This is a genomic window from Halomonas sp. Bachu 37, assembly GCF_039691755.1.
GTDB lineage: Bacteria > Pseudomonadota > Gammaproteobacteria > Pseudomonadales > Halomonadaceae > Vreelandella > Vreelandella kashgarensis.
This window is the reverse complement of sequence record NZ_CP137552.1, coordinates 3,141,052-3,164,612: the sequence shown is the minus strand read 5'-3', so window position 1 is coordinate 3,164,612 and position 23,561 is coordinate 3,141,052. Positions and strand designations below refer to the sequence as shown.

The window sequence follows — 23,561 nt, the reverse complement described above, 5'->3', positions numbered from 1 at the left end:
CTCTCTCCAAAGGGCTAGCCGCCCAGAAAACTCTTGGCGACTTCGGGGTCGGCGAGCAGCGCCGCGCCGGTATCGGTGAATCGGTTCTGCCCGGCGGCGAGGACGAAGCCCTTGTCGGCGATCGCCAGTGCCTGCTTGGCGTTCTGTTCCACCATCAATATGCCCACTCCCGCCGAGTTGATCTGCTGGACCCGTTCGAATATCTCGTTCATGTACAGCGGCGAGAGCCCGGCGGTAGGCTCATCCAGCAGCAGCAGGCTGGGCTCCGCCATCAACGCGCGCCCCATGGCCACCATCTGGCGCTGGCCACCGGAAAGCTCACCGGCCTGCTGGTGGCGCTTATCAAAAAGTGGCGGAAAGAAGTCGTATACCTGGCGCAACATGCGCTTGATGTTGTCGGGCTTGAGAAACGCGCCCATTTCCAGGTTCTCCTTGACCGTCAGGCTGGGGAAGACGTTCTTCTCCTGAGGTACGAAGCCCATCCCTTTTTGCACAAGCTTGTTGGGCGGCAGGTTGTGGATAGGTTCGCCGCGCAGCAGGATATCGCCCTGGTTGACATGCAGAAGGCCAAAGACCGCCTTCAGCATGGTCGACTTGCCGGCCCCGTTGGGGCCGACGATCACCCCGATTTCATCGGCTTCGATGGTCATGTTCACCCCGTTGAGGATGTTCATGCCGCCGTAGCCGCCGTACACGTCCCGTGCTTCTAGTAGTGGCATTGTCAGGTCTCTTGGTGCCCGGCTCGATCGAGCGCCTCAAGCGGCGCCCGAGCCGAAATAGGCTTCTATAACGGCGGGATTGTTCTGTATATCATGAATGTTGCCTTCCACCATGACGCTGCCTTGCGCCAGCACGATCACCGGGTCGCACAAGCGAGCGATCATCTCCATATCGTGCTCGATCACCAGGAAGGTGTATCCCATCTCGCGGTTGAGACGTTCGATATTGCCGATCAAGTCCCCCAGCAGGGTACGGTTGACCCCGGCGGCGATCTCGTCGAGCAGCACAACCCTGGCATCGGTCATCATGGTGCGGCCGAGTTCCAGCAGTTTCTTCTGACCGCCGGAAAGATTGCCCGCCAGTTCGTTGCGGACATGGTGCAGGCCGACGAAATCGATCACTTCCAGCGCTCGGCGGCGCACCTCGGCTTCCTCGCGGCGCACCAGGGAGGGCTTGAACCAGGTGTTGAACAGGCTCTCTCCGGCCTGGTGCGGCGGCACCATCATCAGGTTCTCCAGGGCGCTCATGTGGCCGAATTCATGGGCGATCTGGAAGGTACGCAACAGGCCCTTGTGGAAGCGCTCATCGGCGCTGAGGGCAGTGATGTCCTCCCCTTCGAGCAGCACCCGGCCGCTGTCCGGCGTCAAGGCGCCGGCGATGATGTTGAATAGCGTCGACTTGCCGGCACCGTTGGGGCCGATCATGCCGGTGATGGAGCCGGTTTCGACCGTGATGGAGCAGTCGTCGATCACCCGCAGGCCACCGAATGACTTGTTGATGTGCTGGACATCGATGATGGCTGCCATGCACTTTCCTCGTGGATGATAGGCTCGTGGTGAAGGAACTAGCGGGTTGACCTGGCCAGGGTGGCGCGCCCGGCGGCGAAGGCGATCACGATCGCGAGCGCCCCCACCGCGGGAAGCAAGTAGCCTTCCACGTGGGGGATGCTGCGCAGGAAGACGAAGGCCACCGCCGCCGGGGCAATGAATCGCACCAGGAAGCGCCAAACGGAGAACCAGGTCTCGGTGGTGTGCATCTCCTTCATCACTTCAGCGTGGGTCAGCGACCAACCGGCAAATAACGCGATCATCAGGCCGCCCAGCGGCATGAAGATGTTGGTCAGCAGTTCGATGAAGTCGAAGGCGCTACGCCCGAAGAGGGTGTGAAAAATGGTGCCTTCGGCGTAAATATTGAAACTTATCACCGTCAACAGTCCCATCGCCCAGCTGGCAATGACCATCAGCATGACCGCCTGGGGGCGGGTCATGTCGAAGCGCTCGACGAGAAATGCCGCCACCGGCTCGATCAGGGAGATCGAGGAACTGATCGCCGCGCCCAGGACCAGAATGAAGAACACGCCTCCCACCAGGGCACCGAAGGGCATCTCGGCGAAGGCCAGCGGCAGGGTGACGAACATCAGCCCGGGGCCCTGGCCGGTTTCCAGCCCGGCGCCGAAGACCAGGGCGAAGATCGCCAGCCCCGCGACCATGGCCACGGCGGTGTCGACGAAAGCGATGGCGAAGGCGGTACGGGTCAGCGAGGCATCACTGGCCATGTAGGCGCCGTATGCCATGATCGCGCCCATCCCCAGGCTGAGCGTGAAAAACGATTGCCCCATCGCCTGCAGCCAGCCTTCCAGACTCAGGTCGGCGATATTGAAGGTGAACAGGAAGCTCGCCGCCGCGCCGATATCGCCATGCACCACGCTGTAGCCCAGCACGACCAGTAAAATGATGAACAGCGCCGGCATGATGATGCGCAGCCCCGACTCGATACCCTTGTGAATGCCGAGTCCCACGATCAGCCCCGAGGCGATGATGAACAGGGTGTGGTAGAGAGTCAGCAGTGCCGGTGAGGCGAGCAGGGCATCGAAACCGGCGCCGATGGTCCCGGCATCGGCGCCGATCAACGAGCCGGTCAGCATCTGCCAGGTGTAATGAATCGCCCAGCCGGCGATGACGGAATAGAAGCTCAGAATCAGGAACGCCGAAGCCGCCCCCAGCCAGCCGATGGATTCCCAGGCCCGTGAGCTGCCATGGGTCTTGGTCAGATGACGCATGCCCATGATCGGGCTTTGCCGGCTCGACCGGCCGAGCATGGTCTCGGCGATCAGGATGGGAATCCCCACGGCGAAGATGGTGAGGGCATAAATCAGAATAAAGGCGCCGCCACCATTTTCGCCGGTAAGATAGGGAAAGCGCCAAAGGTTGCCAAGGCCCACCGCCGAACCGACCGCCGCCAGCAGGAAGGTGCCTTTATGGGTCCACACGTTATGGCTGCTCATCGGTTTCGTTCCGTATCCGGTTGTATGCTTGCAGGGCAAGGCGTCATTCAACATCTTGATGAATGGCGAGTAAAAACAAGCTTGCCACTTTGCGCCACGCAGGGACAGCTTTCCAGTAGCTGAGCGTTAAGGCTGCGTTGGGGGAGGGGGTAGCAGGTTGCGGTGGGATGCGGTTGGCGAAGCGAAGATTCACGGTGCCCAAACGGCATCAGGCCCGCACTGGGCGGGCCTGATGGTGATACGCGTTTGCCGTGTTACTTCTTGACTTCTTACTTCTTGCTGGCGCGCTTACGCTCGTTTTCGGTCAGGTGCTTCTTGCGCAAGCGGATGTGGTTGGGCGTGACTTCGACCAGTTCATCCGAATCCAGGAACTCGATGGCCTGCTCCAGGGTGAACTTGATCGGCGGCGTCAACACGATGTTCTCGTCGTTGCCGGTGGAGCGCATGTTGTCGAGCTTCTTGCCCTTGGTGGGGTTGACCACCATGTCGTTGGCGCGGTTGTTGATACCCACCAGCATGCCTTCGTAGACCTCGGTGGCGTGGTCGATGATCAGCTTGCCGCGCTCCTGCAGGGCATACAGCGCATAGGCCAGTGCCTTGCCGGGTACCATCGAGACCAGCACGCCGTTGCGGCGCTCGATAGCGGCGTCGGGCTTGAGCGGACCGTAATGGTCGAAGCGGCTGGTGAGAATGCCGGTGCCGGAGGTCAGGGTCAGGAACTGACCACGAAAGCCGATCAACCCGCGCGCCGGAATGATGAAGTCCAGGCGTACCCGGCCCTTGCCGTCGGGGTTCATGTTGGTCATCTCGCCCTTGCGGTAGCCGAGCTCCTCCATGATCGCGCCCTGATGCTGCTCTTCGCAGTCGATGATCACCTCTTCGTACGGCTCCTGCTTGACGCCGTCAATCTCCTTGATGATCACTTCCGGGCGGCCCACGGCCAGCTCGAACCCTTCGCGGCGCATGGTCTCGATCAGCACCGAAAGGTGCAGCTCGCCGCGCCCGGAAACCTTGAACTTCTCCGGCGTCTCGCCCTGTTCGACACGCAGCGCCACGTTGTGGATCAGCTCCTGGTCGAGACGATCCTTGATGTTGCGGCTGGTGACGAACTTGCCATCCTTGCCGGCGAACGGCGAGTCGTTGACCTGAAAGGTCATGGAAACGGTGGGTTCGTCCACCGACAGCGGCGGCAGCGCCTCCACGGCATTCGGGTCGCACAGAGTGTCGGAGATCGCCAGGTTGTCGATACCGGTCACGCAGACAATGTCGCCGGCGGTGGCTTCGTCGGTCTGGACTCGCTCCAGCCCCAGGTGTGTCATGACCTGGCCGATCTTGCCCTTGCGGGTCTCGCCTTCCTTGGTGATGACGGAGACCTGCTGGTTGGGCTTGACGCTGCCGCGGGTGATGCGGCCCAGGCCGATGACGCCGACATAGCTTGAATAGTCGAGCGCCGAAATCTGCATCTGGAACGGGCCGTCGAGTTCGACCTTGGGTGGTTCGACGATGTCGACGATGGCCTGGAACATCGGGCTCATGTCCTCGGCCAGCTCTTCCGGCTCGGGGCCGGCGATGCCGTTGAGCGCCGAGCAGTAGATGATCGGGAAGTCGAGCTGCTCGTCGGAAGCGCCGAGGTTGTCGAACAGATCGAAAATCTGGTCGATCACCCAGTCGGGCCGGGCGCCGGGGCGGTCGATCTTGTTGACCACCACGATCGGGCGCAAGCCTTGGTCGAATGCCTTCTGGGTGACGAAGCGAGTCTGCGGCATGGGGCCGTCGACGGCATCCACCAGCAGCAGCACCGAATCGACCATGGACATGACGCGTTCGACCTCGCCACCGAAATCGGCGTGTCCCGGGGTGTCGACGATATTGATGTGGTACTCCTCACCCGCGCCGTCACGCCACTGTATAGCGGTATTCTTGGCCAGGATGGTGATGCCGCGTTCCTTCTCCTGGTCGTTGGAGTCCATGACACGTTCCTGCCCCTCGGCCTTGCGGTCCAGTGTGCCGGACTGACTGAGAAGCTTGTCGACCAGAGTGGTCTTGCCATGGTCAACGTGGGCGATGATGGCTACGTTGCGCAGGTTATTGACCGCGCTGGAGTTTTGCTGGTTTTGCATGCTGAGAGATAGCTCTTGTGAACACCCGTTCGTCCACGGGTCGGAAAATGCGGGGCGCAAGGGCTGGCAGATACCGACCGCCTTGGCTCGGGGCTTGCGCAGCGCGCATCCTATCATGACCTGGCCCCCGCTGATATTGCTCTGCGCGGAATACTCATGGCGACCTGTATTCCTGGCGCACTGGCGAAAGGGCCGGATAGCGACAGGAGTTAGTGGTAGTCCACCAGTGGCTTAGACACATGTGGCAGGCAGGAAAGTTTTCGGTGCCAGGCGGCATCCGCTAGAATGGCGTTTTTCCCAGGCGGGGCAAGAGCATGACCATCGGTAATCTGATGCGCTTGTTAAGCGATGGCAAGGTCCATTCCGGCGAGCAGCTCGGTGAGGCACTGGGTGTGTCGCGGGCGGCGGTATGGAAACAGCTGAAGAAACTCGAGGCGCTGGGTGTCGAAGTGGAAGCGGTCAAGGGACGCGGATACCGCCTGTCGCGGCCGTTCGAACCGCTCGACGGTGCCACCGTCGTGGCCGGCTTGCCCCATGATGCGCGTCGCCACCTGGCCCGCCTGTTCGTCGAGGATCAACTGCCTTCGAGCAACGAATACATTCGCCAGCGCTTTACCCAGGGTGCGGGACATGCCGAGGTGTGCCTGGCGGAGCTGCAGACCGCCGGGCGTGGGCGCCGGGGCCGGCAGTGGACGACTCCCTGGGGGCAGAGCTTGATGCTGTCGATCGGCTGGCGCTTCGAAGGGGGCGTCGGCGTGCTGGAAGGGCTCAGCCTGGCGGTGGCGGTAGCGCTAACGCAGGTGCTGGAGCACCACGGTGTCGTGCCACGACTGAAGTGGCCCAACGATGTGCTGCTGGCGGATGCCGAGGGAAAGCTGGGCAAGCTCGCCGGCATTCTCATCGAGGTTACCGGTGACGCCGCGGGGCCCTGCGAGGTGGTGGTGGGCATGGGTATGAACTTGTGGCTCCCCAATACCTTGCGTGCTTCTCTGGACCAACCGGTGGCGGCCCTTTTCGATCAGTTGCATGACCTTTCGCGTAACCAGCTGGCCGCCGAGACCGTGGCTGCGCTATTGAAGCTGCTGGCAAGCTTCGAGAAGGAGGGTTTCGAAGCGTGGCACGAGGAGTGGAACCGGCGCCACGCCTATGCCGGCATGCCGGTGCGGGTGATCGAGGGTCAGCGCGAGCAGCAGGCCGTGGCCGGCGAGGTCGATGCGGCGGGCAACCTGTGGGTGTCCGAGGAGGGCCGCGAGCGACGCCTGGCCGGTGGGGAAATCAGCGTGCGTAGGTCTGTATGATACTCGATCTGGATATCGGCAATACCTTGTCGAAGTGGCGCCTCAAGGATGTCGAAAGCAGCGAGATTCGTTCTCGGGGCGCGGTGTGGACCCGAGAAGAGTGGCGTCCCGGTGCGGATATCCCCGATCTCGATGTCGTCGAGGCTGTGCGCATCTCCAGCGTCGCCCGGGCGGCGGTGCTCAACGATACCGTCCAGCTGCTGCGCCATCAGGTTCGACAGGTTTACGTGGCTCACTCCACCGCCGAGGCCCTTGGCGTGGTCAATGGCTATGAAGAGCCGGGTCGGCTGGGCGTGGATCGTTGGATGGGTGCCCTGGCCGGCTACCAGTTGGCGGGTGGGTGCTGCGCGGTGGATTGCGGTAGTGCCATTACCGTGGATTTCGTGCTGCCGGGAGGGCGACATCTGGGCGGCTATATCCTGCCGGGCCTGCGGTTGATGAAAGAGAGCTTGAAGCTGGGAACGCGCAATGTCGCCATCGACCCCGATAGCGAGGCGGATGAGTTGCTCATGCCGGGGCGGCGTACGGTAGAGGCGGTGAACCATGGCATCTACATGGCGGCGGTGAGCGCCGTCAACCGTATCTATAGCGAGGTGTGTGACCAGCAGGGCGTGGCCTTGCCCATGCTGTTGACCGGAGGAGATGCCCGGGTTATCTCTCGTGGCGTGCAGATTCCGCATTCGGTCTGGCCCGACATGGTGTACGGAGGACTTGAGGCCTGCTTCCCGCTTACCCTGGCAGAGCGTGCCGGAAAGATGGCGGGTGCGCCGCGCATTGCCGAGCCCGCGTCGTTGGAAAAAATTAGAGCGGGCCTTGCATTTTCCATGCTGCTTTGACAGAATGCAGCGCGTTCCAGGGCGAACGGCATGGCGTTGAGAGAGTTAATGCCGAGCCAAGTCAAGCAGATAAGTCGCTTGACAGCAGTTCAGGAGCTGGCACAATGTGCCGCCACAGTTGGAGGGGTTCCCGAGTGGCCAAAGGGAGCAGACTGTAAATCTGCCGCGAAAGCTTCGAAGGTTCGAATCCTTCCCCCTCCACCAGATTCAAGACGGCCTGACATTGGTTGGGTTGTGCAGGGCAGATGGTTGACAGGTGTGGTCCTTGATTGGTGTATTCCCTGATAGGTCTCTTCCTTAGCGGGCATAGTTCAATGGTAGAACCTCAGCCTTCCAAGCTGATGATGCGGGTTCGATCCCCGCTGCCCGCTCCAGTTGCTTGAAGAGTCGGCGGAACCGTCAGGTTGCTGTCGATAGGTGTGAAGTTTGCTCATGTAGCTCAGGGGTAGAGCACACCCTTGGTAAGGGTGAGGTCGACGGTTCAAATCCGTCCATGAGCTCCATGTTTACAAAAAAAGGCGAGCCAAGCTCGCCTTTTTTTGTTTGTTCTTTTTGCCTTCTCGGTGATGGTCGGGAAGAAAAACGCAGGGCGGGGTTGCCAGGCGAGGCATGTTTCGCTATAGTGGCGCCCGCTGTTGTGCAGGGTGGTCGCAAAGACTTGCTGCATACACATGTTAAAGGCCAGTAGCTCAATTGGCAGAGCAGCGGTCTCCAAAACCGCAGGTTGGGGGTTCGATTCCCTCCTGGCCTGCCAATCTTCCCCAGATTGGCGGGTCTTTACTATCTGGACCATCAGGAATTCTTTAATTCGATTGCCGCACCCTGAGGAGTCTCGTTTTCATGAAACATAACGCCGAGGTGCAACAGTCGCGCCACGACGGGCTCAAGTGGGCGGTGGTCGCGACACTTCTTGTAGCCGCCATTGTCGGCAACACCTATTTTGCTGATGTCGCCCTGCTCTATCGCGTGCTGGGCGTTGTCGTGCTGTGTGCGCTGGCGGGGCTGATCGCCTTGACCACGACCAAGGGGCGCGATCTTGTCGAGTTGGCCGTCAGCGCCAAGAAAGAGATTCAGCGCGTCGTCTGGCCGACTCGTCAGGAAACCGTGCAGACCACCGCCATCGTGCTGGTCGCCGTTCTGGTGGTCGGCTTGATGCTGTGGTTGATCGACACCCTTCTTGGCTGGGCGATGTCCGGCGTCATTGGTTAGGAGCTTTCATGTCCAAGCGTTGGTACGTCGTTCACGCTTATTCCGGTTTCGAGAAACACGTCATGCGCTCCTTGCTGGAGCGCGTGAAGATGTATGAAATGGAAGATCGCTTTGGCGAGATTCTGGTGCCGACCGAAGAAGTCGTTGAAGTGCGCGACGGCAAGCGCCGCAAGAGCGAGCGCAAGTTCTATCCCGGCTACGTGCTGGTCGAGATGGAAATGGACGATGAGACCTGGCACCTGGTGAACGAGACGCCGCGCGTCATGGGCTTCATCGGCGGGACCAAGGAGAAGCCGGCGCCGATCACTCAGCGTGAAGCCGATTCCATCCTGCGTCGCGTCAAGGACGGTACCGACAAGCCGCGTCCCAAGACCATGTTCGAACCCGGCCAGTCGGTGCGGGTGGTGGACGGGCCTTTCGCCGATTTCAATGGCGTGGTCGAAGAGGTCAATTACGACAAGAGCCGTCTGCAGGTCAGTGTATTGATCTTCGGGCGCGCGACGCCGGTCGAGCTCGAGTTCGCCCAGGTGGAAAAAGAGTAAGGCACCAAACGTCACGTAACGAAGAATTTCTATCCAGGGCTTGTGGTGCGGCAAATGTCGCGGCAGTTTCTGGAAGTAGCTGAGTCGACTCCGGTCGTCTCATAGTCACCGGGGAGCCGCAAGGCGTTATTACCCAACTGGAGTGTTATCATGGCCAAGAAAGTCCAGGCTTACATCAAGCTGCAGGTTGCAGCAGGTAAAGCCAATCCGAGTCCCCCCGTCGGTCCCGCACTGGGTCAGCACGGCGTCAACATCATGGAATTCTGTAAGGCATTCAATGCCGCAACGCAGGATATCGAGCCGGGTCTGCCGACTCCCGTGGTGATTACCGTCTATTCCGACCGTAGCTTCACGTTCATCACCAAGACGCCGCCTGCTGCAGTGCTGCTGAAGAAGGCCGCCGGTATCAAGTCCGGCTCCGGTGAACCGAACAAGAAGAAGGTCGGTACCGTGACGCGCGACCAGCTCGAAGAGATCGCCAAGACCAAGGAGCCGGATCTGACGGCTGCCGATCTCGATGCCGCGGTGCGCACCATCGCCGGTAGCGCCCGTAGCATGGGCCTCAACGTGGAGGGTCTCTAATCATGGCTAAACTGTCCAAGCGCGCACAACTGATTCGCGAAAAGGTCGACTCCAGCAAGACCTACTCCCTCGAAGAAGCCGTGGCACTGCTCGCCGAGCTGTCCACCGTGAACTTCAAGGAGTCTCTGGATGTCGCAATCAACCTGGGCGTTGATCCGCGTAAATCCGACCAGGTGGTCCGTGGCGCTACCGTCATGCCCAATGGTACCGGTAAGGACGTCCGCGTGGCGGTCTTCACCCAGGGCGCCAATGCCGATGCGGCCAAGGAAGCTGGTGCCGACATCGTGGGTATGGACGAGCTGGCCGAGCAGGTCAAGAAAGGCGTGATGGACTTCGACGTCGTCATCGCCTCGCCGGACGCCATGCGCGTTGTCGGTCAGCTGGGTCAGATTCTCGGTCCGCGCGGCCTGATGCCGAACCCCAAGGTCGGCACCGTGACACCCGATGTCGCTACCGCGGTGAAAAATGCCAAAGCAGGTCAGGTGCGTTTCCGTACCGACAAGAACGGCATTATCCACACCACGCTGGGCAAGGCCGATTTCGACGTAGATGCAATCCAGGGCAACCTGAATGCACTGGTAGCCGACTTGAAGAAACTCAAGCCGAGCACGTCCAAGGGTATCTATTTCAAGAAAGTGACCTTGTCCACTACCATGGGACCGGGTCTCACCGTCGACCATTCCGGGCTGGTATAAGCCGGCAGGTCGAAACAGGCAAGAAACTTTGCGGTCCCCGTGCCATATGTTCGGGGCACCGTCAAAGACCGCAGGTGCCGCTCCGCGATCGCCGCCAGAGCGGCTTAATGGCTCAAGCGCCTGCGCAGATGGTGTCGCCCCCAGTTGGCTGAAGCTGGCAGTTAGCAGCTTCCGGAAACGGTTTTCTGAAACAGTTTTCTGGTGTGCACCATCCTCTAAGGCTTCCCGCCGCAGATCGAGGAAAGCAAGGCATTCCCGATCTCGATGGGAAGAGATGGTAACCACCGGAGCCTTACCTATCGAGGTTCCGGCACGAAGGAGTGATCACTGTGCCACTAGCACTTGAAGGCAAGAAAGCGATTGTTGCCGAGGTCAGTGAAGCGGCCAAGGATGCTCTCTCCGTCGTAGTTGCCGATTCTCGTGGTGTCTCGGTCGGCAAGATGACCGATCTGCGCAAGCAGGCCCGCGAGAATGGCGTCCAGGTCCGTGTTGTGCGCAACACCCTGGCTCGCCGCGCCCTGTCAGGCACCCAATGGGAATGTCTGAACGATAGCTTCGTGGGTCCGACCCTGCTGGCGTTTTCCACCGATCATCCGGGCGCTGCCGCCCGCCTGTTCAAGGAATTCGCCAAGCAGGATCAGAACTTCGAAGTCAAGGCGTTGGCCTACGAAGGTGAGCTGATCCCGGCAAGCGACATCGACCGTCTGGCAACACTGCCGACTTACGATGAAGCCATCGCCAAGCTGATGTCGGTAATGAAAGAAGCCTCCGCCGGCAAGCTGGTTCGGACCCTGGCCGCCCTGCGCGACCAGAAGCAGGAAGCCGCCTGATCGGCACCTGTTCACACCGAACATTGAAACCTCGAGTTTCGAGATATCGAGACTCCCGCAAAGTTTAGGAATTGAAAATGGCACTGACCAAAGACGATATCATCAACGCCGTTGCCGACATGTCCGTAATGGAAGTTGTCGAGCTGATCGAAGCGATGGAAGAGAAGTTCGGCGTTTCCGCGGCAGCTGCCGTGGTCGCCGGCCCGGGTGGCGGTGATGCTGCTGCCGAGGAAGAGCAGACTGAATTCGACCTCGTGCTGACCAGCGCGGGCGACAAGAAAGTCAACGTGATCAAGGCGGTTCGCGAGATCACCGGTCTTGGCCTGAAGGAAGCCAAGGGTGCCGTCGACGGCGCACCGGCTACCATCAAGGAAGGCATGTCCAAGGACGATGCCGAAGAAGCCAAGAAGAAGTTGGAAGAAGCGGGCGCGTCAGTCGAGCTCAAGTAATTCTTGTGCTCATGGCTTCACGCGCTGCGTAAGCTTCCACGGCTGGCGGCGGGAACTCCCGCTGCCGGCCTTTTTCTGTTGCAGCTGATCGGTTGTAACGGAAATGCAGTACGCACAGGCGGTACGCAAAGACAGTATTACCGTTGTTGTGACACTGCCGTTAGTTGTAACACTGTTATCGATCAAGATTTTCGACGGCGAGCTACCGACCAGGAGCTTGCTGTCTGCGTCTGACACGCCCGCGGGCAGATGACCACGCGTCGGTCACCCATGGTGAACAAGCTGGGGAATACAGATGGCTTACTCATATACTGAGAAAAAACGCATCCGCAAGGATTTCGGCAAACTGCCCCAAGTGATGGATGTGCCCTACTTGCTGGCCATCCAGCTTGATTCCTACTACGACTTCCTCCAGCAGGATCGTTCGCCCGACGAGCGGCACGAGGTCGGCCTGCACGCGGCGTTCAAGTCCGTGTTCCCGATCGAGAGCTTCTCGGGTAACGCGGCTCTCGAGTATGTCAGCTACCGTTTCGGCACCCCGGCGTTCGATGTCAAGGAGTGCCAGCTGCGCGGCGTGACCTACTCCGCCCCGCTGCGCGTCAAGGTTCGCTTGATCATCTATGATCGCGACTCCTCGAACAAGGCGATCAAGGACATCAAGGAGCAGGAAGTCTACATGGGGGAAATCCCCCTGATGACCGAGAACGGTACCTTCGTGATCAACGGTACCGAGCGTGTCATCGTCTCCCAGCTGCACCGCTCGCCGGGCGTGTTCTTCGACCACGACAAGGGCAAGAGCCACTCCTCGGGCAAGCTGCTCTACTCGGCACGCGTGATTCCTTACCGCGGCTCCTGGCTCGACTTCGAGTTCGATCCCAAGGACAACGTCTTCGTGCGTATCGACCGTCGCCGCAAGCTGCCGGCGTCCGTATTGATGCGTGCATTGGGCATGAGCGCCGAAGAGATCCTCGACGAGTTCTTCGAGACCAGCAAGTTCCATATCGAGAAGTCCGGCTTCTCCGTGGAGCTGGTGCCCTCGCGCCTGCGCGGCGAGACCGCGACCTTCGACATCAAGGATGCCGATGGCAGCGTGATCGTCGAGGAAGGCCGTCGTGTCACCCAGAAGCATATTCGCCAGCTGGAGAAAAGCGGCATCGAGCGCCTCGATGTGCCGATGGAGTACCTGTTCGGCAAGACGTTGGCCAAGGATCAGGTCGACACCAGGACCGGCGAGTTGATCTGCCCGTGCAATACCGAGATTACGCCGGAGCTGCTGGAAGCGTTGGGCCAGGGCGGTATCGTCGAGTTGGAAACGCTGTATACCAACGACCTGGATTGCGGCTCGTTCATCTCCGATACACTCAAGCTGGACACCACCAACTCTCAGCTTGAAGCGCTGGTGGAAATCTATCGCATGATGCGCCCCGGTGAGCCGCCCACCAAGGAAGCCGCCGAGACGCTGTTCCACAACCTGTTCTTCACCGAAGACCGTTACGACCTGTCCGGCGTAGGTCGCATGAAGTTCAACCGTCGCCTGCGCCGCGACGCCGATACCGGTGCCGGTGTCCTCGATCAGCGCGATATCCTCGATGTACTCAAGGAGCTGATCAATATCCGCAACGGCTTCGGCGATGTCGACGATATCGACCACCTGGGCAACCGCCGTATCCGTTGTGTCGGCGAGATGGCGGAAAACCAGTTCCGCGTTGGTCTGGTGCGCGTCGAACGTGCGGTGAAAGAGCGTCTTTCCATGGCCGAAAGCGAAGGCCTGATGCCGCAGGATCTGATCAACGCCAAGCCGGTGGCGGCGGCGGTGAAGGAGTTCTTCGGCTCCAGCCAGCTTTCTCAGTTCATGGACCAGAACAACCCGCTCTCCGAGGTGACGCACAAGCGTCGTGTCTCGGCGCTCGGCCCGGGTGGCTTGACCCGTGAGCGCGCCGGCTTCGAGGTGCGCGACGTTCACGCCACGCACTACGGCCGCCTGTGCCCGATCGAGACACCGGAAGGCCCGAACATCGGCCTGATCAACTCGTTGGCCACCTACAGCCACACCAACAGCTACGGTTTCCTCGAGACGCCGTACCGCAAGGTGGTCGATCGTCAGTTGACCGACGATATCGTTCACCTGTCGGCGATCGAGGAGGGCGACTACGTTATCGCCCAGGCGTCGGCGGCGGTGGACGAGTCGAACAAGCTGAATGACGATCTGGTACAGGTGCGTCATCGCGGCGAAACCACTTTCATGCGCCCCGAGCAAGTGACGCTGATGGACGTATCGCCGCGCCAGGTCGTCTCCGTGGCAGCGGCCTTGATTCCGTTCCTCGAGCACGATGACGCCAACCGCGCCTTGATGGGCTCGAACATGCAGCGTCAGGCGGTGCCGACCCTGCGTGCCGAAAAGCCGCTCGTCGGTACCGGCATGGAGCGCTTCGTTGCACGCGACTCCGGCGTCTGTGCCGTGGCGCGTCGTGGCGGTGTGATCGACTCGGTGGATGCGCGTCGCGTCGTGGTACGGGTCAACGAAGACGAGATCATCGGTGGTGAAGCCGGGGTCGATATCTACAACCTGACCAAGTACGTGCGTTCCAACCAGAACACCTGCATGAACCAGCGCCCCATCGTGCGTCCCGGAGACAACGTGGCACGTGGCGATATCCTCGCCGACGGCCCGTCGGTGGACATGGGTGACCTGGCCCTGGGCCAGAACATGCGCATCGCGTTCATGCCCTGGAACGGCTACAACTTCGAGGACTCCATCCTGCTGTCCGAGCGGGTGGTCCAGGAAGACCGTTTCACCACGATCCACATTCAGGAACTGACCTGCGTGTCCCGTGATACCAAGTTGGGTTCGGAAGAGATCACCTCCGATATCCCCAACGTGGGTGAGTCGGCGCTCTCCAAGCTGGATGAGGCGGGCGTAGTCTACATCGGCGCCGAAGTGGGTCCCGGCGATATTCTGGTAGGCAAGGTGACGCCCAAGGGCGAAACCCAGCTGACGCCGGAAGAGAAGCTGCTGCGTGCCATCTTCGGCGAGAAGGCGTCTGATGTGAAAGACACCTCGCTGCGTGCGCCGACCGGCATGGTCGGTACCGTGATCGACGTTCAGGTCTTCACCCGCGATGGTGTCGAGAAGGACACCCGTGCGCTATCCATCGAGCAGATGCAGCTCGACGAGGTGCGCAAGGATCTGCAGGAGACCTACCGCATCGCCGAAGACGCCACCTTCGAGCGTCTCAAGCGTACCCTGGAAGGCCAGGCGGTGAACGGCGGTCCGAACCTGAAGAAAGGCGACGTGCTGGACGAGGCGTACCTCGACGAACTGCCGCGTCAGCAGTGGTTCAAGCTGCGCCTGCAGGACGAGACGTTCAACGAACTGCTGGCCCAGGCCGACGAGCAGCTCGAGAATCGTCGCAAGGAGATGGACGAGCGTTTCGAAGACAAGAAGCGCAAGCTGACCCAGGGCGACGATCTGGCACCGGGCGTGCTCAAGATCGTCAAGGTCTACATGGCGGTCAAGCGTCGCATCCAGCCGGGTGACAAGATGGCCGGTCGTCACGGTAACAAGGGTGTCATCTCGGCCATCATGCCGATCGAGGACATGCCGTTCGACGAGAAGGGCGAGCCGGTCGACGTGGTGTTGAACCCTTTGGGTGTACCGTCGCGCATGAACGTGGGGCAGATTCTGGAAACCCACCTGGGCATGGCGGCACGCGGTCTGGGCATGAAGATCGACAGCATGTTGCGTGATGCTCGCGGCCAGCAGGTCGCCGAGATCCGTGACTTCCTGGGCCAGATCTACAACACCCCGGGCACGCGTGTCGAGGATCTGGATTCGTTGACCGACGATGAAGTGATCGCGTTGGCCAAGAATCTGAAGGCGGGTGTGCCGATGGCTACGCCGGTATTCGACGGTGCCAAGGAGCATGAGATCAAGCATCTGCTCAAGCTTGCCGACATTCCCGAATCCGGCCAGATGACCCTGTACGACGGGCGTACCGGCGATGCCTTCGACCGCTCGGTGACAGTGGGCTACATGTATATGCTCAAGCTGAACCACCTGGTAGACGACAAGATGCACGCCCGTTCCACCGGTTCTTACTCGCTGGTGACCCAGCAGCCGCTGGGTGGTAAGGCCCAGTTCGGTGGTCAGCGCTTCGGTGAGATGGAAGTGTGGGCGCTGGAAGCGTATGGCGCCGCATACACCCTACAAGAGATGCTCACCGTCAAGTCGGATGACGTCGAAGGCCGCACCAAGATGTACAAGAACATCGTGGATGGCGACCACACCATGCAGGCAGGCATGCCGGAATCCTTCAACGTACTGGTGAAGGAAATCCGCTCGCTGGGCATCGATATCGAGTTAGAGAGCTAGGAGCCTCCCAATGAAAGATTTGGTGAAAGTCCTCAAATCGCAGTCTCAGTCCGAAGAATTTGACGCGATCAAGATTACCCTGGCGTCGCCGGACATGATTCGCTCCTGGTCCTTCGGCGAGGTGAAGAAGCCCGAGACCATCAACTACCGCACCTTCAAGCCGGAGCGCGACGGCCTGTTCTGCGCCAAGATCTTCGGTCCGGTGAAGGATTACGAGTGCCTGTGCGGCAAGTACAAGCGCATGAAGCATCGCGGCATCATCTGCGAGAAGTGCGGCGTCGAAGTGACCAAGGCCGCGGTACGCCGCGAGCGCATGGGCCATATCGAGCTGGCCTCGCCGGTCGCGCACATCTGGTTTCTGAAGTCGCTGCCGTCACGTATCGGCATGTTCCTCGACATGACCCTGCGCGATATCGAGCGGGTGCTATACTTCGAGAGCTTCGTCGTCATCGACCCGGGCATGACCACGCTGGAGCGTGGCCAGCTGTTGAACGACGAGCAGTACTTCGAAGCCCTGGAAGAGTTCGGCGACGATTTCGATGCCCGTATGGGTGCCGAAGCTGTTCAGGAGTTGCTGAAAGATATCGATCTCGAAGAAGAGATCAATCACCTGCGCGAGGAAATCCCGCAGACCAACTCCGAAACCAAGATCAAGAAGCTCTCCAAGCGCTTGAAGCTTTTAGAAGCCTTCTACCACTCCGGCAATGCGCCCGCGTGGATGGTCATGGAAGTGCTGCCCGTGCTGCCGCCGGACCTGCGTCCGCTGGTACCGCTTGACGGTGGCCGCTTCGCGACCTCGGATCTCAACGACCTTTACCGTCGTGTGATCAACCGCAACAATCGCCTGAAGCGTCTTCTTGATCTGAATGCGCCGGACATCATCGTGCGCAACGAGAAGCGCATGCTGCAGGAAGCGGTCGATGCGCTGCTGGACAATGGTCGTCGTGGCCGTGCGATTACGGGCTCCAACAAGCGCCCGTTGAAGTCGCTCGCCGACATGATCAAGGGTAAGCAAGGTCGTTTCCGTCAGAACCTGCTGGGTAAGCGCGTCGACTATTCAGGTCGTTCGGTGATTACCGTAGGTCCGACGCTGCGCTTGCACCAGTGTGGCCTGCCCAAGAAGATGGCGCTGGAGCTGTTCAAGCCGTTCATCTACTCCAAGCTGCAGTCGCTGGGCTACGCCTCGACGATCAAGGCGGCGAAGAAGATGGTCGAACGCGAGCTGCCGGAGGTGTGGGACATCCTCGCCGATGTCATCCGCGAGCACCCGGTACTCCTCAACCGCGCGCCGACTCTGCACCGTCTGGGCATCCAGGCGTTCGAGCCGCTGTTGATCGAAGGCAAGGCGATTCAGCTGCACCCCTTGGTATGTGCCGCCTACAACGCTGACTTCGACGGCGACCAGATGGCGGTCCACGTACCGCTGACCCTGGAAGCCCAGCTCGAAGCGCGCGCCTTGATGATGGCGACCAACAACGTGCTGTCGCCAGCCAACGGCGAGCCGATCATCGTGCCGTCGCAGGACGTGGTACTGGGTCTGTACTACATGACCCGCGAAAAGATCAACGCCAAGGGCGAGGGCATGGTGTTCTCCGACCTCAACGAGGTGGAGCGCGCCTTCGGTACCCAGAGCGCGTCGTTGCATGCCCGGGTCAAGGTGCGCCTGGACGAAGTGGATGTCGACGAAGAGACCGGTGAGCGCAGCCAGCACCGCCGTGTCTACGACACCACCGTCGGGCGTGCGCTGCTGTTCCGCATCCTGCCCGAAGGCGTCCCCTTCGAGCTGATCGACCAGCCGATGAAGAAGAAGGCGATTTCCAAGCTGATCAACGAAGTCTATCGTCGTGCCGGCCTCAAGCCGACCGTCATCTTCGCCGACCAGCTGATGTACACCGGTTTCCGTCTGGCGACCTGGTCGGGCGCCTCCATCGGTGTCAATGACTTCGTCATCCCCGACGCCAAGACCGAAATCGTCGACGCGGCGGAAGCCGAGGTCAAGGAGATCGAAGACCAGTTCTCTTCTGGCCTGGTAACGGCGGGCGAGAAGTACAACAAGGTCATCGATATCTGGTCCAAGGCCAACGATAAGGTGGCCAAGGCGATGATGACGGGCATCTCCAAGGAGACCGTGATCGACCGTGACGGTAACGAAGTCGAGCAGGACTCGTTCAACAGCGTCTTCATCATGGCCGACTCCGGCGCCCGTGGTTCGGCCGCCCAGATCCGCCAGCTCGCCGGTATGCGCGGCCTGATGGCCAAGCCGGACGGCTCGATCATCGAGACGCCGATCGTCGCCAACTTCCGCGAAGGCTTGAACGTACTGCAGTACTTCATCTCGACCCACGGCGCACGTAAAGGTCTGGCGGACACGGCCCTGAAGACGGCCAACTCCGGTTACCTGACTCGTCGCCTGGTCGACGTGGCCCAGGATCTGGTCATCACCGAGATCGACTGTGGCACCGAAAACGGCCTGACCCTGCACCCGATCATCGAGGGTGGCGATATCATCGTGCCACTGTCGCAGCGCGTGCTGGGGCGTGTGGTCGCTCAGGATGTCATCGATCCGTCGAACGACGACGTGTTGATCCCCCGGGGAACGCTGCTCGACGAGAAGTGGTGCGCCGAACTCGACACCATGGGTGTCGACGAAATCATCGTGCGCTCGACGATCACCTGTGAAACGCCCCACGGTGTCTGCGCCAGCTGTTACGGCCGCGACCTGGCCCGTGGTCATCAGGTCAACATCGGCGAGTCGGTCGGTGTCATCGCCGCACAGTCGATCGGTGAGCCGGGTACCCAGCTGACCATGCGGACGTTCCACATCGGTGGTGCCGCTTCGCGCTCCTCCGCCGTAGACAGCGTTCAGGTCAAGCATGGTGGCAAGGTGCGTCTGCACAACATCAAGTACGTCGAGCGTGGCGACGGCAAGCTGGTCGTGGTATCGCGTTCGAGCGCCCTGGCCGTTGCCGACGAACACGGCCGTGAGCGCGAGTACTACAAGCTGCCCTACGGTGCCGAGCTTTCCGTACGCGATGGCGAGACGGTCGATGCGGGCACCATGGTGGCCAAGTGGGATCCGCACACCCACCCGATCATCGCGGAAGTGGAAGGCAAGGCGCAGTATGTCGACCTCGACGAAGGTGTCACCATGCACCGCAGCGTCGACGAAATGACCGGCCTGTCGTCCATCGAGGTCATCGAGTCCGCCGCACGGCCGATGGCCGGCCGCGACAAGCGCCCGATGATCATGTTGCAGGATGAAGCAGGCGAATACGTTTCCGTCTCCGGCGCCAACACCCCGGTTCAGTACCTGCTGCCGGGCAAGGCGATCGTCTCGGCGGATAATGGCGCGACCATCGGTGTCGGTGAAGTCGTCGCCCGTATTCCGGTCGAAGCGTCGGGCAACAAGGACATCACCGGTGGTCTGCCGCGGGTTGCCGACCTGTTCGAGGCGCGTAAGCCGAAGGAGTCGGCCATTCTCGCTGAAATCAGCGGTGTGGTGAGCTTCGGTAAAGAGACCAAGGGCAAGCGTCGCCTGACCATCACGCCGGAAGGCGGTGGCGATCCGTTCGAGGCATTGATTCCCAAGTGGCGCCAGATCGCGGTGTTCGAAGGGGAAAGCGTCGAGAAGGGCGAAGTGATCTCCGACGGCCCGAGCAATCCCCACGACATCCTGCGTCTGCTGGGCGTGGCGGAACTGGCCAAGTACATCACCGCCGAAGTCCAGGAGGTCTATCGCCTCCAGGGTGTGGGCATCAACGACAAGCACATCGAAGTGATCGTGCGTCAGATGCTGCGCAAGGTGGAGATCAGCGACGCCGGCGATTCCGATTTCATCACCGGCGACCAAGCGGAATTGGTGCGGGTGCTCGAGCAGAACGCGCGCCTGGAAAAGGAAGACAAGTTCCCGGCCAAGTACACTCGCCTGCTGCTGGGTATCACCAAGGCCAGCCTGGCCACCGAATCGTTCATTTCCGCGGCGTCGTTCCAGGAAACGACTCGTGTACTGACCGAGGCAGCGGTGACCGGCAAGCGCGATTATCTGCGTGGCCTGAAGGAAAACGTGGTGGTGGGACGTCTGATCCCGGCCGGTACCGGCCTGACTCACCACGCCGAGCGTCGCCGCAAGCGCGAAGACGCGGAACGCCTGTTCAGCCCCTCGGCCACCGAGGTGGAACAGGAGTTGGGAGCCCAGCTGACAGCGCTGGATTCCGAAGAGGAAGACCTCTAAACAACGCAACCCGATCTGCTGGAAGGCGCTGTCGGCACATAACGTGCCGGCAACGCTTGACGGCCAGCAGTATCAACCATTAGAATGCGCAGCCTTTAACAGTGGGGCGGGTGCGCCCGCAGCCGCTGAAAGGCCAAGGCAACCATTGGAGTCAGCTACACACCATGGCAACAATCAATCAGCTCGTGCGCAAGCCGCGCAAACGCCCCGTCACCAAGAGTGACGTGCCGGCGTTGCAGGCCTGCCCGCAGAAGCGCGGTGTTTGCACCCGCGTCTACACCACTACCCCCAAGAAGCCGAACTCGGCCCTGCGTAAGGTCTGCCGTGTGCGCCTGACCAACGGTTTCGAGGTGTCTTCCTACATTGGTGGTGAAGGTCACAACTTGCAGGAACACTCTGTCGTGTTGATTCGCGGCGGTCGTGTGAAGGATTTGCCGGGTGTGCGTTATCACACCGTCCGCGGCGCCCTTGATACTTCCGGCGTACAGAATCGTAAGCAGGGCCGTTCCAAGTACGGTACCAAGCGTCCGAAGTCTTGAGTATGGGCCCGGTAGGCTTGCGCCTGCCCTGATGTCTCGTGCTGTATCGATACGATATTGAATAGATGACGGTCTGATAAGAGTAAGGTCGGGCGGAGGCGGAAGGCTTCGAGCGTCCCGGGTTTACCTGAAGGATCCTTAATTGAGGGCTTATCATGCCTAGAAGAAGAGTTGTAGCCAAACGCGAAATCCTGCCGGATCCCAAGTTCGGAAGTGAGCGCCTGGCGAAGTTCATGAACCACCTGATGGTCAGCGGCAAGAAGTCCGTAGCTGAGCGCATCGTCTATGGTGCGTTGGACAAGGTTGCCGAGCGCAGTAAGGAAGACCCGCTGGAGATCTTTGACAAGGCGCTGGAAGCCATCCAGCCGATGGTCGAAGTCAAGTCGCGCCGCGTCGGTGGTGCGACCTATCAGGTGCCGGTTGAAGTTCGCCCCTCACGCCGTCAGGCACTGGCCATGCGTTGGCTGGTGGATGCGGCGCGTCGTCGCGGTGAAAAGACCATGGTGCAGCGTATGGCGGGTGAAATGCTGGATGCCGCCGAAGGCAAGGGCTCCGCTGTCAAGAAGCGTGAAGACGTGCACCGTATGGCAGAAGCCAACAAGGCCTTCTCGCACTACCGCTTCTAAGCTCGCGTTGAATGCCGCTCGCCAGGTCATTGTCGACTATCGCGAGCGGCACGGACGTATCGCTTCACAACGCATCGTTAACCAACGGGAGTTTCACCGTGGCACGCAAGACACCACTTAACCGTTATCGCAATATCGGGATCGTTGCCCACGTCGACGCTGGCAAGACCACGACGACCGAGCGGGTGCTGTTCTACACCGGCCTCAACCATAAGCTGGGCGAGACCCACGAAGGCGCCTCTACCACTGACTGGATGGAGCAGGAGCAGGAGCGTGGTATTACTATCACCTCGGCTGCTGTTACTACCTTCTGGAAAGGGATGAACCACCAGTTCGATGAGCACCGTATCAATATCATCGATACTCCGGGGCACGTTGATTTCACCATCGAAGTCGAGCGTTCCTTGCGCGTACTCGATGGCGCGGTCGTTGTACTGTGCGGCTCTTCCGGCGTTCAACCGCAGACCGAAACCGTATGGCGCCAGGCCACAAAGTACGAAGTGCCGCGCATGGTCTTCGTCAACAAGATGGACCGTACCGGTGCCGACTTCTTCATGGTCGTCGACCAGTTGAAGGAGCGCCTGGGTGCCAACGCTGTGCCGATCCAGATCAACTGGGGCACAGAAGAGGATTTCAAGGGCGTTATCGATCTGATTGAGATGAAGGCTATCCTGTGGGATGAGGAAAGCCTGGGCATGAAGTACGACCTCGTCGATATCCCGGCCGAGCTGCAGGAAACCGCCGAGAAGTACCGCGAAGAGATGATCGAAGCGGCTGCCGAAGGCTCCGAAGAGCTGATGGACAAGTACCTGGAAGGCGGCGAGCTGACCACCGAAGAGATCAAGGCCGGCCTGCGCTCGCGCACCCTGGCCAACGAGATCGTGCTGGTCACCTGCGGTTCCGCGTTCAAGAACAAGGGTGTTCAGGCGGTGCTTGACGGTGTCATCGAGTACATGCCGTCCCCGACCGAAGTCAAGGCCATCGAAGGTGAGCTGGACGACAAGGACGGCACCATCGATACGCGTGAAGCTGACGACAGCGCTCCGTTCTCGGCGCTGGCGTTCAAGATCGCGACCGACCCCTTCGTCGGTACGTTGACCTTCATCCGTGTCTACTCCGGCGTTCTGAAATCCGGCGACGGTGTCTACAACTCGGTCAAGCAGAAGAAGGAGCGTGTGGGTCGTATCGTTCAGATGCATGCCAACTCGCGTGAAGAGATCAAGGAAGTTCTGGCGGGTGACATCGCGGCCTGTATCGGCTTGAAAGACGTCACCACCGGCGACACCCTGTGCGATATCGATAACAAGATCGTTCTCGAGCGCATGGAGTTCCCGGATCCGGTCATCTCCGTTGCCGTCGAGCCGAAATCCAAGGCCGACCAGGAAAAGATGGGCGTGGCACTGGGCAAGCTGGCCCAGGAAGACCCCTCTTTCCAGGTCAAGACCGACGAAGAGACCGGCCAGACCATCATCTCCGGTATGGGTGAGCTGCACCTGGATATTCTTGTTGACCGCATGCGTCGCGAGTTCAAGGTGGAAGCCAATATCGGTAAGCCTCAGGTCGCCTATCGCGAAACCATTCGCGGCAGTGTCGAGCAGGAAGGCAAGTTCGTGCGCCAGTCGGGCGGTCGCGGTCAGTACGGCCACGTCGTCATGCGTATCGAGCCATTGACTGCGGAAGAGAAGGGCGAAGGAGAGGACGAAATCTTCTTCAAATTCGTTTCCGAGATCGTTGGCGGTGTGGTTCCCAAGGAATACATCCCGGCGGTCGAGAAAGGTGCCTACGAGCAGCTGAAAAACGGTGTCATCGCCGGTTACCCGATGATCGACGTCAAGGTCACGCTGTTTGATGGTTCCTACCATGACGTGGACTCCAACGAGACCGCGTTCAAGATTGCTTCTTCCATGGCAGTCAAGGAAGGCGCCAGGAAGGCCAAGGCCGTGCTGCTGGAACCGGTGATGAAGGTCGAGGTCGTGACTCCCGAGGATTTCATGGGTGACGTCATGGGTGACCTGAACCGTCGTCGCGGTCTGGTGCAGGGTATGGATGACTCGTCTTCGGGCAAGATCATCCGCGCAACGGTGCCGCTGGGTGAAATGTTCGGTTACGCAACCGATCTGCGTTCTCAGACCCAGGGCCGTGCGAGCTACTCCATGGAGTTCGCGAAGTACGACGAGGCGCCCTCCAGCGTCGTAGAAGCCGTCATCAACCAAAACGGTTAACCGTTA

At 60.4% G+C, this 23,561-nt stretch carries 17 protein-coding genes and 4 tRNA genes; 17 read left to right on the top strand and 4 right to left on the bottom strand.

Annotated elements, in window-relative coordinates:
• Positions 1-14 precede the first annotated feature (14 nt).
• The 4 genes from R5M92_RS14540 to typA all read right to left on the bottom strand — a co-directional run bounded on the left by R5M92_RS14540 (position 15) and on the right by typA (position 5,124).
• Positions 15-719 carry an ABC transporter ATP-binding protein gene (locus tag R5M92_RS14540; RefSeq protein WP_346796684.1) on the bottom strand — a complete coding sequence of 235 codons (705 nt, stop codon included), beginning with the start codon at positions 717-719 and terminating at the stop codon, positions 15-17.
• A 36-nt stretch (positions 720-755) separates the two neighbouring features.
• Positions 756-1,526, bottom strand: coding sequence for an ABC transporter ATP-binding protein (locus tag R5M92_RS14535; protein ID WP_346796683.1), 771 nt, complete (start codon positions 1,524-1,526; stop codon positions 756-758).
• Positions 1,527-1,564: 38 nt separating this feature from the next.
• Positions 1,565-3,004: a sodium-dependent transporter gene (locus tag R5M92_RS14530; protein WP_346796682.1), complete on the bottom strand. Its 1,440-nt coding sequence runs from the start codon at positions 3,002-3,004 to the stop codon at positions 1,565-1,567.
• A 269-nt stretch (positions 3,005-3,273) separates the two neighbouring features.
• Positions 3,274-5,124, bottom strand: a complete 1,851-nt coding sequence (gene typA / locus R5M92_RS14525) for a translational GTPase TypA (RefSeq protein ID WP_346796681.1) — start codon at positions 5,122-5,124, stop codon at positions 3,274-3,276.
• A gap of 314 nt (positions 5,125-5,438) precedes the next feature.
• Between typA and R5M92_RS14520 the strand changes: the two genes are divergently transcribed.
• From R5M92_RS14520 to fusA, 17 genes are all read left to right on the top strand, one after another.
• Positions 5,439-6,422, top strand: a complete 984-nt coding sequence (locus R5M92_RS14520) for a biotin--[acetyl-CoA-carboxylase] ligase (RefSeq protein WP_346796680.1) — start codon at positions 5,439-5,441, stop codon at positions 6,420-6,422.
• The gene (locus tag R5M92_RS14515) at positions 6,419-7,258 is read left to right on the top strand and encodes a type III pantothenate kinase (protein WP_346796679.1); all 840 of its coding nucleotides are present in this window, start codon (positions 6,419-6,421) and stop codon (positions 7,256-7,258) included. Before R5M92_RS14520 ends, R5M92_RS14515 begins: the two co-directional genes overlap by 4 nt.
• A 120-nt stretch (positions 7,259-7,378) precedes the next feature.
• Positions 7,379-7,462, top strand: a tRNA-Tyr gene (locus R5M92_RS14510).
• Between the two features lie 96 nt (positions 7,463-7,558).
• Positions 7,559-7,632: transfer RNA gene (locus tag R5M92_RS14505), tRNA-Gly, on the top strand.
• A gap of 54 nt (positions 7,633-7,686) precedes the next feature.
• Positions 7,687-7,761: transfer RNA gene (locus R5M92_RS14500), tRNA-Thr, on the top strand.
• Between the two features lie 175 nt (positions 7,762-7,936).
• Positions 7,937-8,012, top strand: a tRNA-Trp gene (locus tag R5M92_RS14495).
• Between the two features lie 86 nt (positions 8,013-8,098).
• Positions 8,099-8,467 (top strand): preprotein translocase subunit SecE, encoded by a 369-nt coding sequence (secE, locus tag R5M92_RS14490; protein WP_346796678.1) that lies wholly within the window; start codon positions 8,099-8,101, stop codon positions 8,465-8,467.
• Between the two features lie 8 nt (positions 8,468-8,475).
• On the top strand, positions 8,476-9,009 hold the full coding sequence (gene nusG / locus R5M92_RS14485) for a transcription termination/antitermination protein NusG (RefSeq protein WP_346796677.1): 534 nt from the start codon (positions 8,476-8,478) through the stop codon (positions 9,007-9,009).
• 150 nt (positions 9,010-9,159) lie between these two features.
• A complete protein-coding gene (gene rplK, locus R5M92_RS14480) occupies positions 9,160-9,591 on the top strand; it encodes a 50S ribosomal protein L11 (RefSeq protein WP_346796676.1) in 432 nt (143 codons plus the stop codon).
• Positions 9,592-9,593: 2 nt separating this feature from the next.
• Positions 9,594-10,286: a 50S ribosomal protein L1 gene (rplA, locus tag R5M92_RS14475; protein WP_346796675.1), complete on the top strand. Its 693-nt coding sequence runs from the start codon at positions 9,594-9,596 to the stop codon at positions 10,284-10,286.
• A 329-nt stretch (positions 10,287-10,615) separates the two neighbouring features.
• Positions 10,616-11,116: a 50S ribosomal protein L10 gene (gene rplJ, locus R5M92_RS14470; protein ID WP_346796674.1), complete on the top strand. Its 501-nt coding sequence runs from the start codon at positions 10,616-10,618 to the stop codon at positions 11,114-11,116.
• Between the two features lie 77 nt (positions 11,117-11,193).
• The gene (rplL, locus tag R5M92_RS14465) at positions 11,194-11,565 is read left to right on the top strand and encodes a 50S ribosomal protein L7/L12 (protein ID WP_346796673.1); all 372 of its coding nucleotides are present in this window, start codon (positions 11,194-11,196) and stop codon (positions 11,563-11,565) included.
• Positions 11,566-11,860: 295 nt separating this feature from the next.
• The gene (rpoB, locus tag R5M92_RS14460; protein WP_346796672.1) at positions 11,861-15,937 is read left to right on the top strand and encodes a DNA-directed RNA polymerase subunit beta; all 4,077 of its coding nucleotides are present in this window, start codon (positions 11,861-11,863) and stop codon (positions 15,935-15,937) included.
• A gap of 10 nt (positions 15,938-15,947) precedes the next feature.
• On the top strand, positions 15,948-20,168 hold the full coding sequence (rpoC, locus tag R5M92_RS14455) for a DNA-directed RNA polymerase subunit beta' (protein WP_346796671.1): 4,221 nt from the start codon (positions 15,948-15,950) through the stop codon (positions 20,166-20,168).
• A gap of 164 nt (positions 20,169-20,332) precedes the next feature.
• Complete coding sequence (rpsL, locus tag R5M92_RS14450) at positions 20,333-20,707, top strand: 30S ribosomal protein S12 (RefSeq protein ID WP_009098973.1); 375 nt, start codon at positions 20,333-20,335, stop codon at positions 20,705-20,707.
• A 155-nt stretch (positions 20,708-20,862) separates the two neighbouring features.
• On the top strand, positions 20,863-21,333 hold the full coding sequence (gene rpsG / locus R5M92_RS14445) for a 30S ribosomal protein S7 (protein WP_346796669.1): 471 nt from the start codon (positions 20,863-20,865) through the stop codon (positions 21,331-21,333).
• A 98-nt stretch (positions 21,334-21,431) separates the two neighbouring features.
• Complete coding sequence (fusA, locus tag R5M92_RS14440; protein WP_346796668.1) at positions 21,432-23,555, top strand: elongation factor G; 2,124 nt, start codon at positions 21,432-21,434, stop codon at positions 23,553-23,555.
• Positions 23,556-23,561 lie beyond the last annotated feature (6 nt).

Bases quoted from the DNA above. Each gene is read 5' to 3' on its own strand.
- rplA (WP_346796675.1), top strand. From the start codon at position 9,594: ATGGCTAAACTGTCCAAGCGCGCACAACTGATTCGCGAAAAGGTCGAC.
- rplL (WP_346796673.1), top strand. From the start codon at position 11,194: ATGGCACTGACCAAAGACGATATCATCAACGCCGTTGCCGACATGTCC.
- R5M92_RS14530 (WP_346796682.1), bottom strand. From the start codon at position 3,004: ATGAGCAGCCATAACGTGTGGACCCATAAAGGCACCTTCCTGCTGGCG.
- rplK (WP_346796676.1), top strand. From the start codon at position 9,160: ATGGCCAAGAAAGTCCAGGCTTACATCAAGCTGCAGGTTGCAGCAGGT.
- rpoC (WP_346796671.1), top strand. From the start codon at position 15,948: ATGAAAGATTTGGTGAAAGTCCTCAAATCGCAGTCTCAGTCCGAAGAA.
- secE (WP_346796678.1), top strand. From the start codon at position 8,099: ATGAAACATAACGCCGAGGTGCAACAGTCGCGCCACGACGGGCTCAAG.
- typA (WP_346796681.1), bottom strand. From the start codon at position 5,124: ATGCAAAACCAGCAAAACTCCAGCGCGGTCAATAACCTGCGCAACGTA.
- rpsL (WP_009098973.1), top strand. From the start codon at position 20,333: ATGGCAACAATCAATCAGCTCGTGCGCAAGCCGCGCAAACGCCCCGTC.
- rpoB (WP_346796672.1), top strand. From the start codon at position 11,861: ATGGCTTACTCATATACTGAGAAAAAACGCATCCGCAAGGATTTCGGC.
- nusG (WP_346796677.1), top strand. From the start codon at position 8,476: ATGTCCAAGCGTTGGTACGTCGTTCACGCTTATTCCGGTTTCGAGAAA.
- R5M92_RS14515 (WP_346796679.1), top strand. From the start codon at position 6,419: ATGATACTCGATCTGGATATCGGCAATACCTTGTCGAAGTGGCGCCTC.
- R5M92_RS14535 (WP_346796683.1), bottom strand. From the start codon at position 1,526: ATGGCAGCCATCATCGATGTCCAGCACATCAACAAGTCATTCGGTGGC.
- R5M92_RS14540 (WP_346796684.1), bottom strand. From the start codon at position 719: ATGCCACTACTAGAAGCACGGGACGTGTACGGCGGCTACGGCGGCATG.
- R5M92_RS14520 (WP_346796680.1), top strand. From the start codon at position 5,439: ATGACCATCGGTAATCTGATGCGCTTGTTAAGCGATGGCAAGGTCCAT.
- rpsG (WP_346796669.1), top strand. From the start codon at position 20,863: ATGCCTAGAAGAAGAGTTGTAGCCAAACGCGAAATCCTGCCGGATCCC.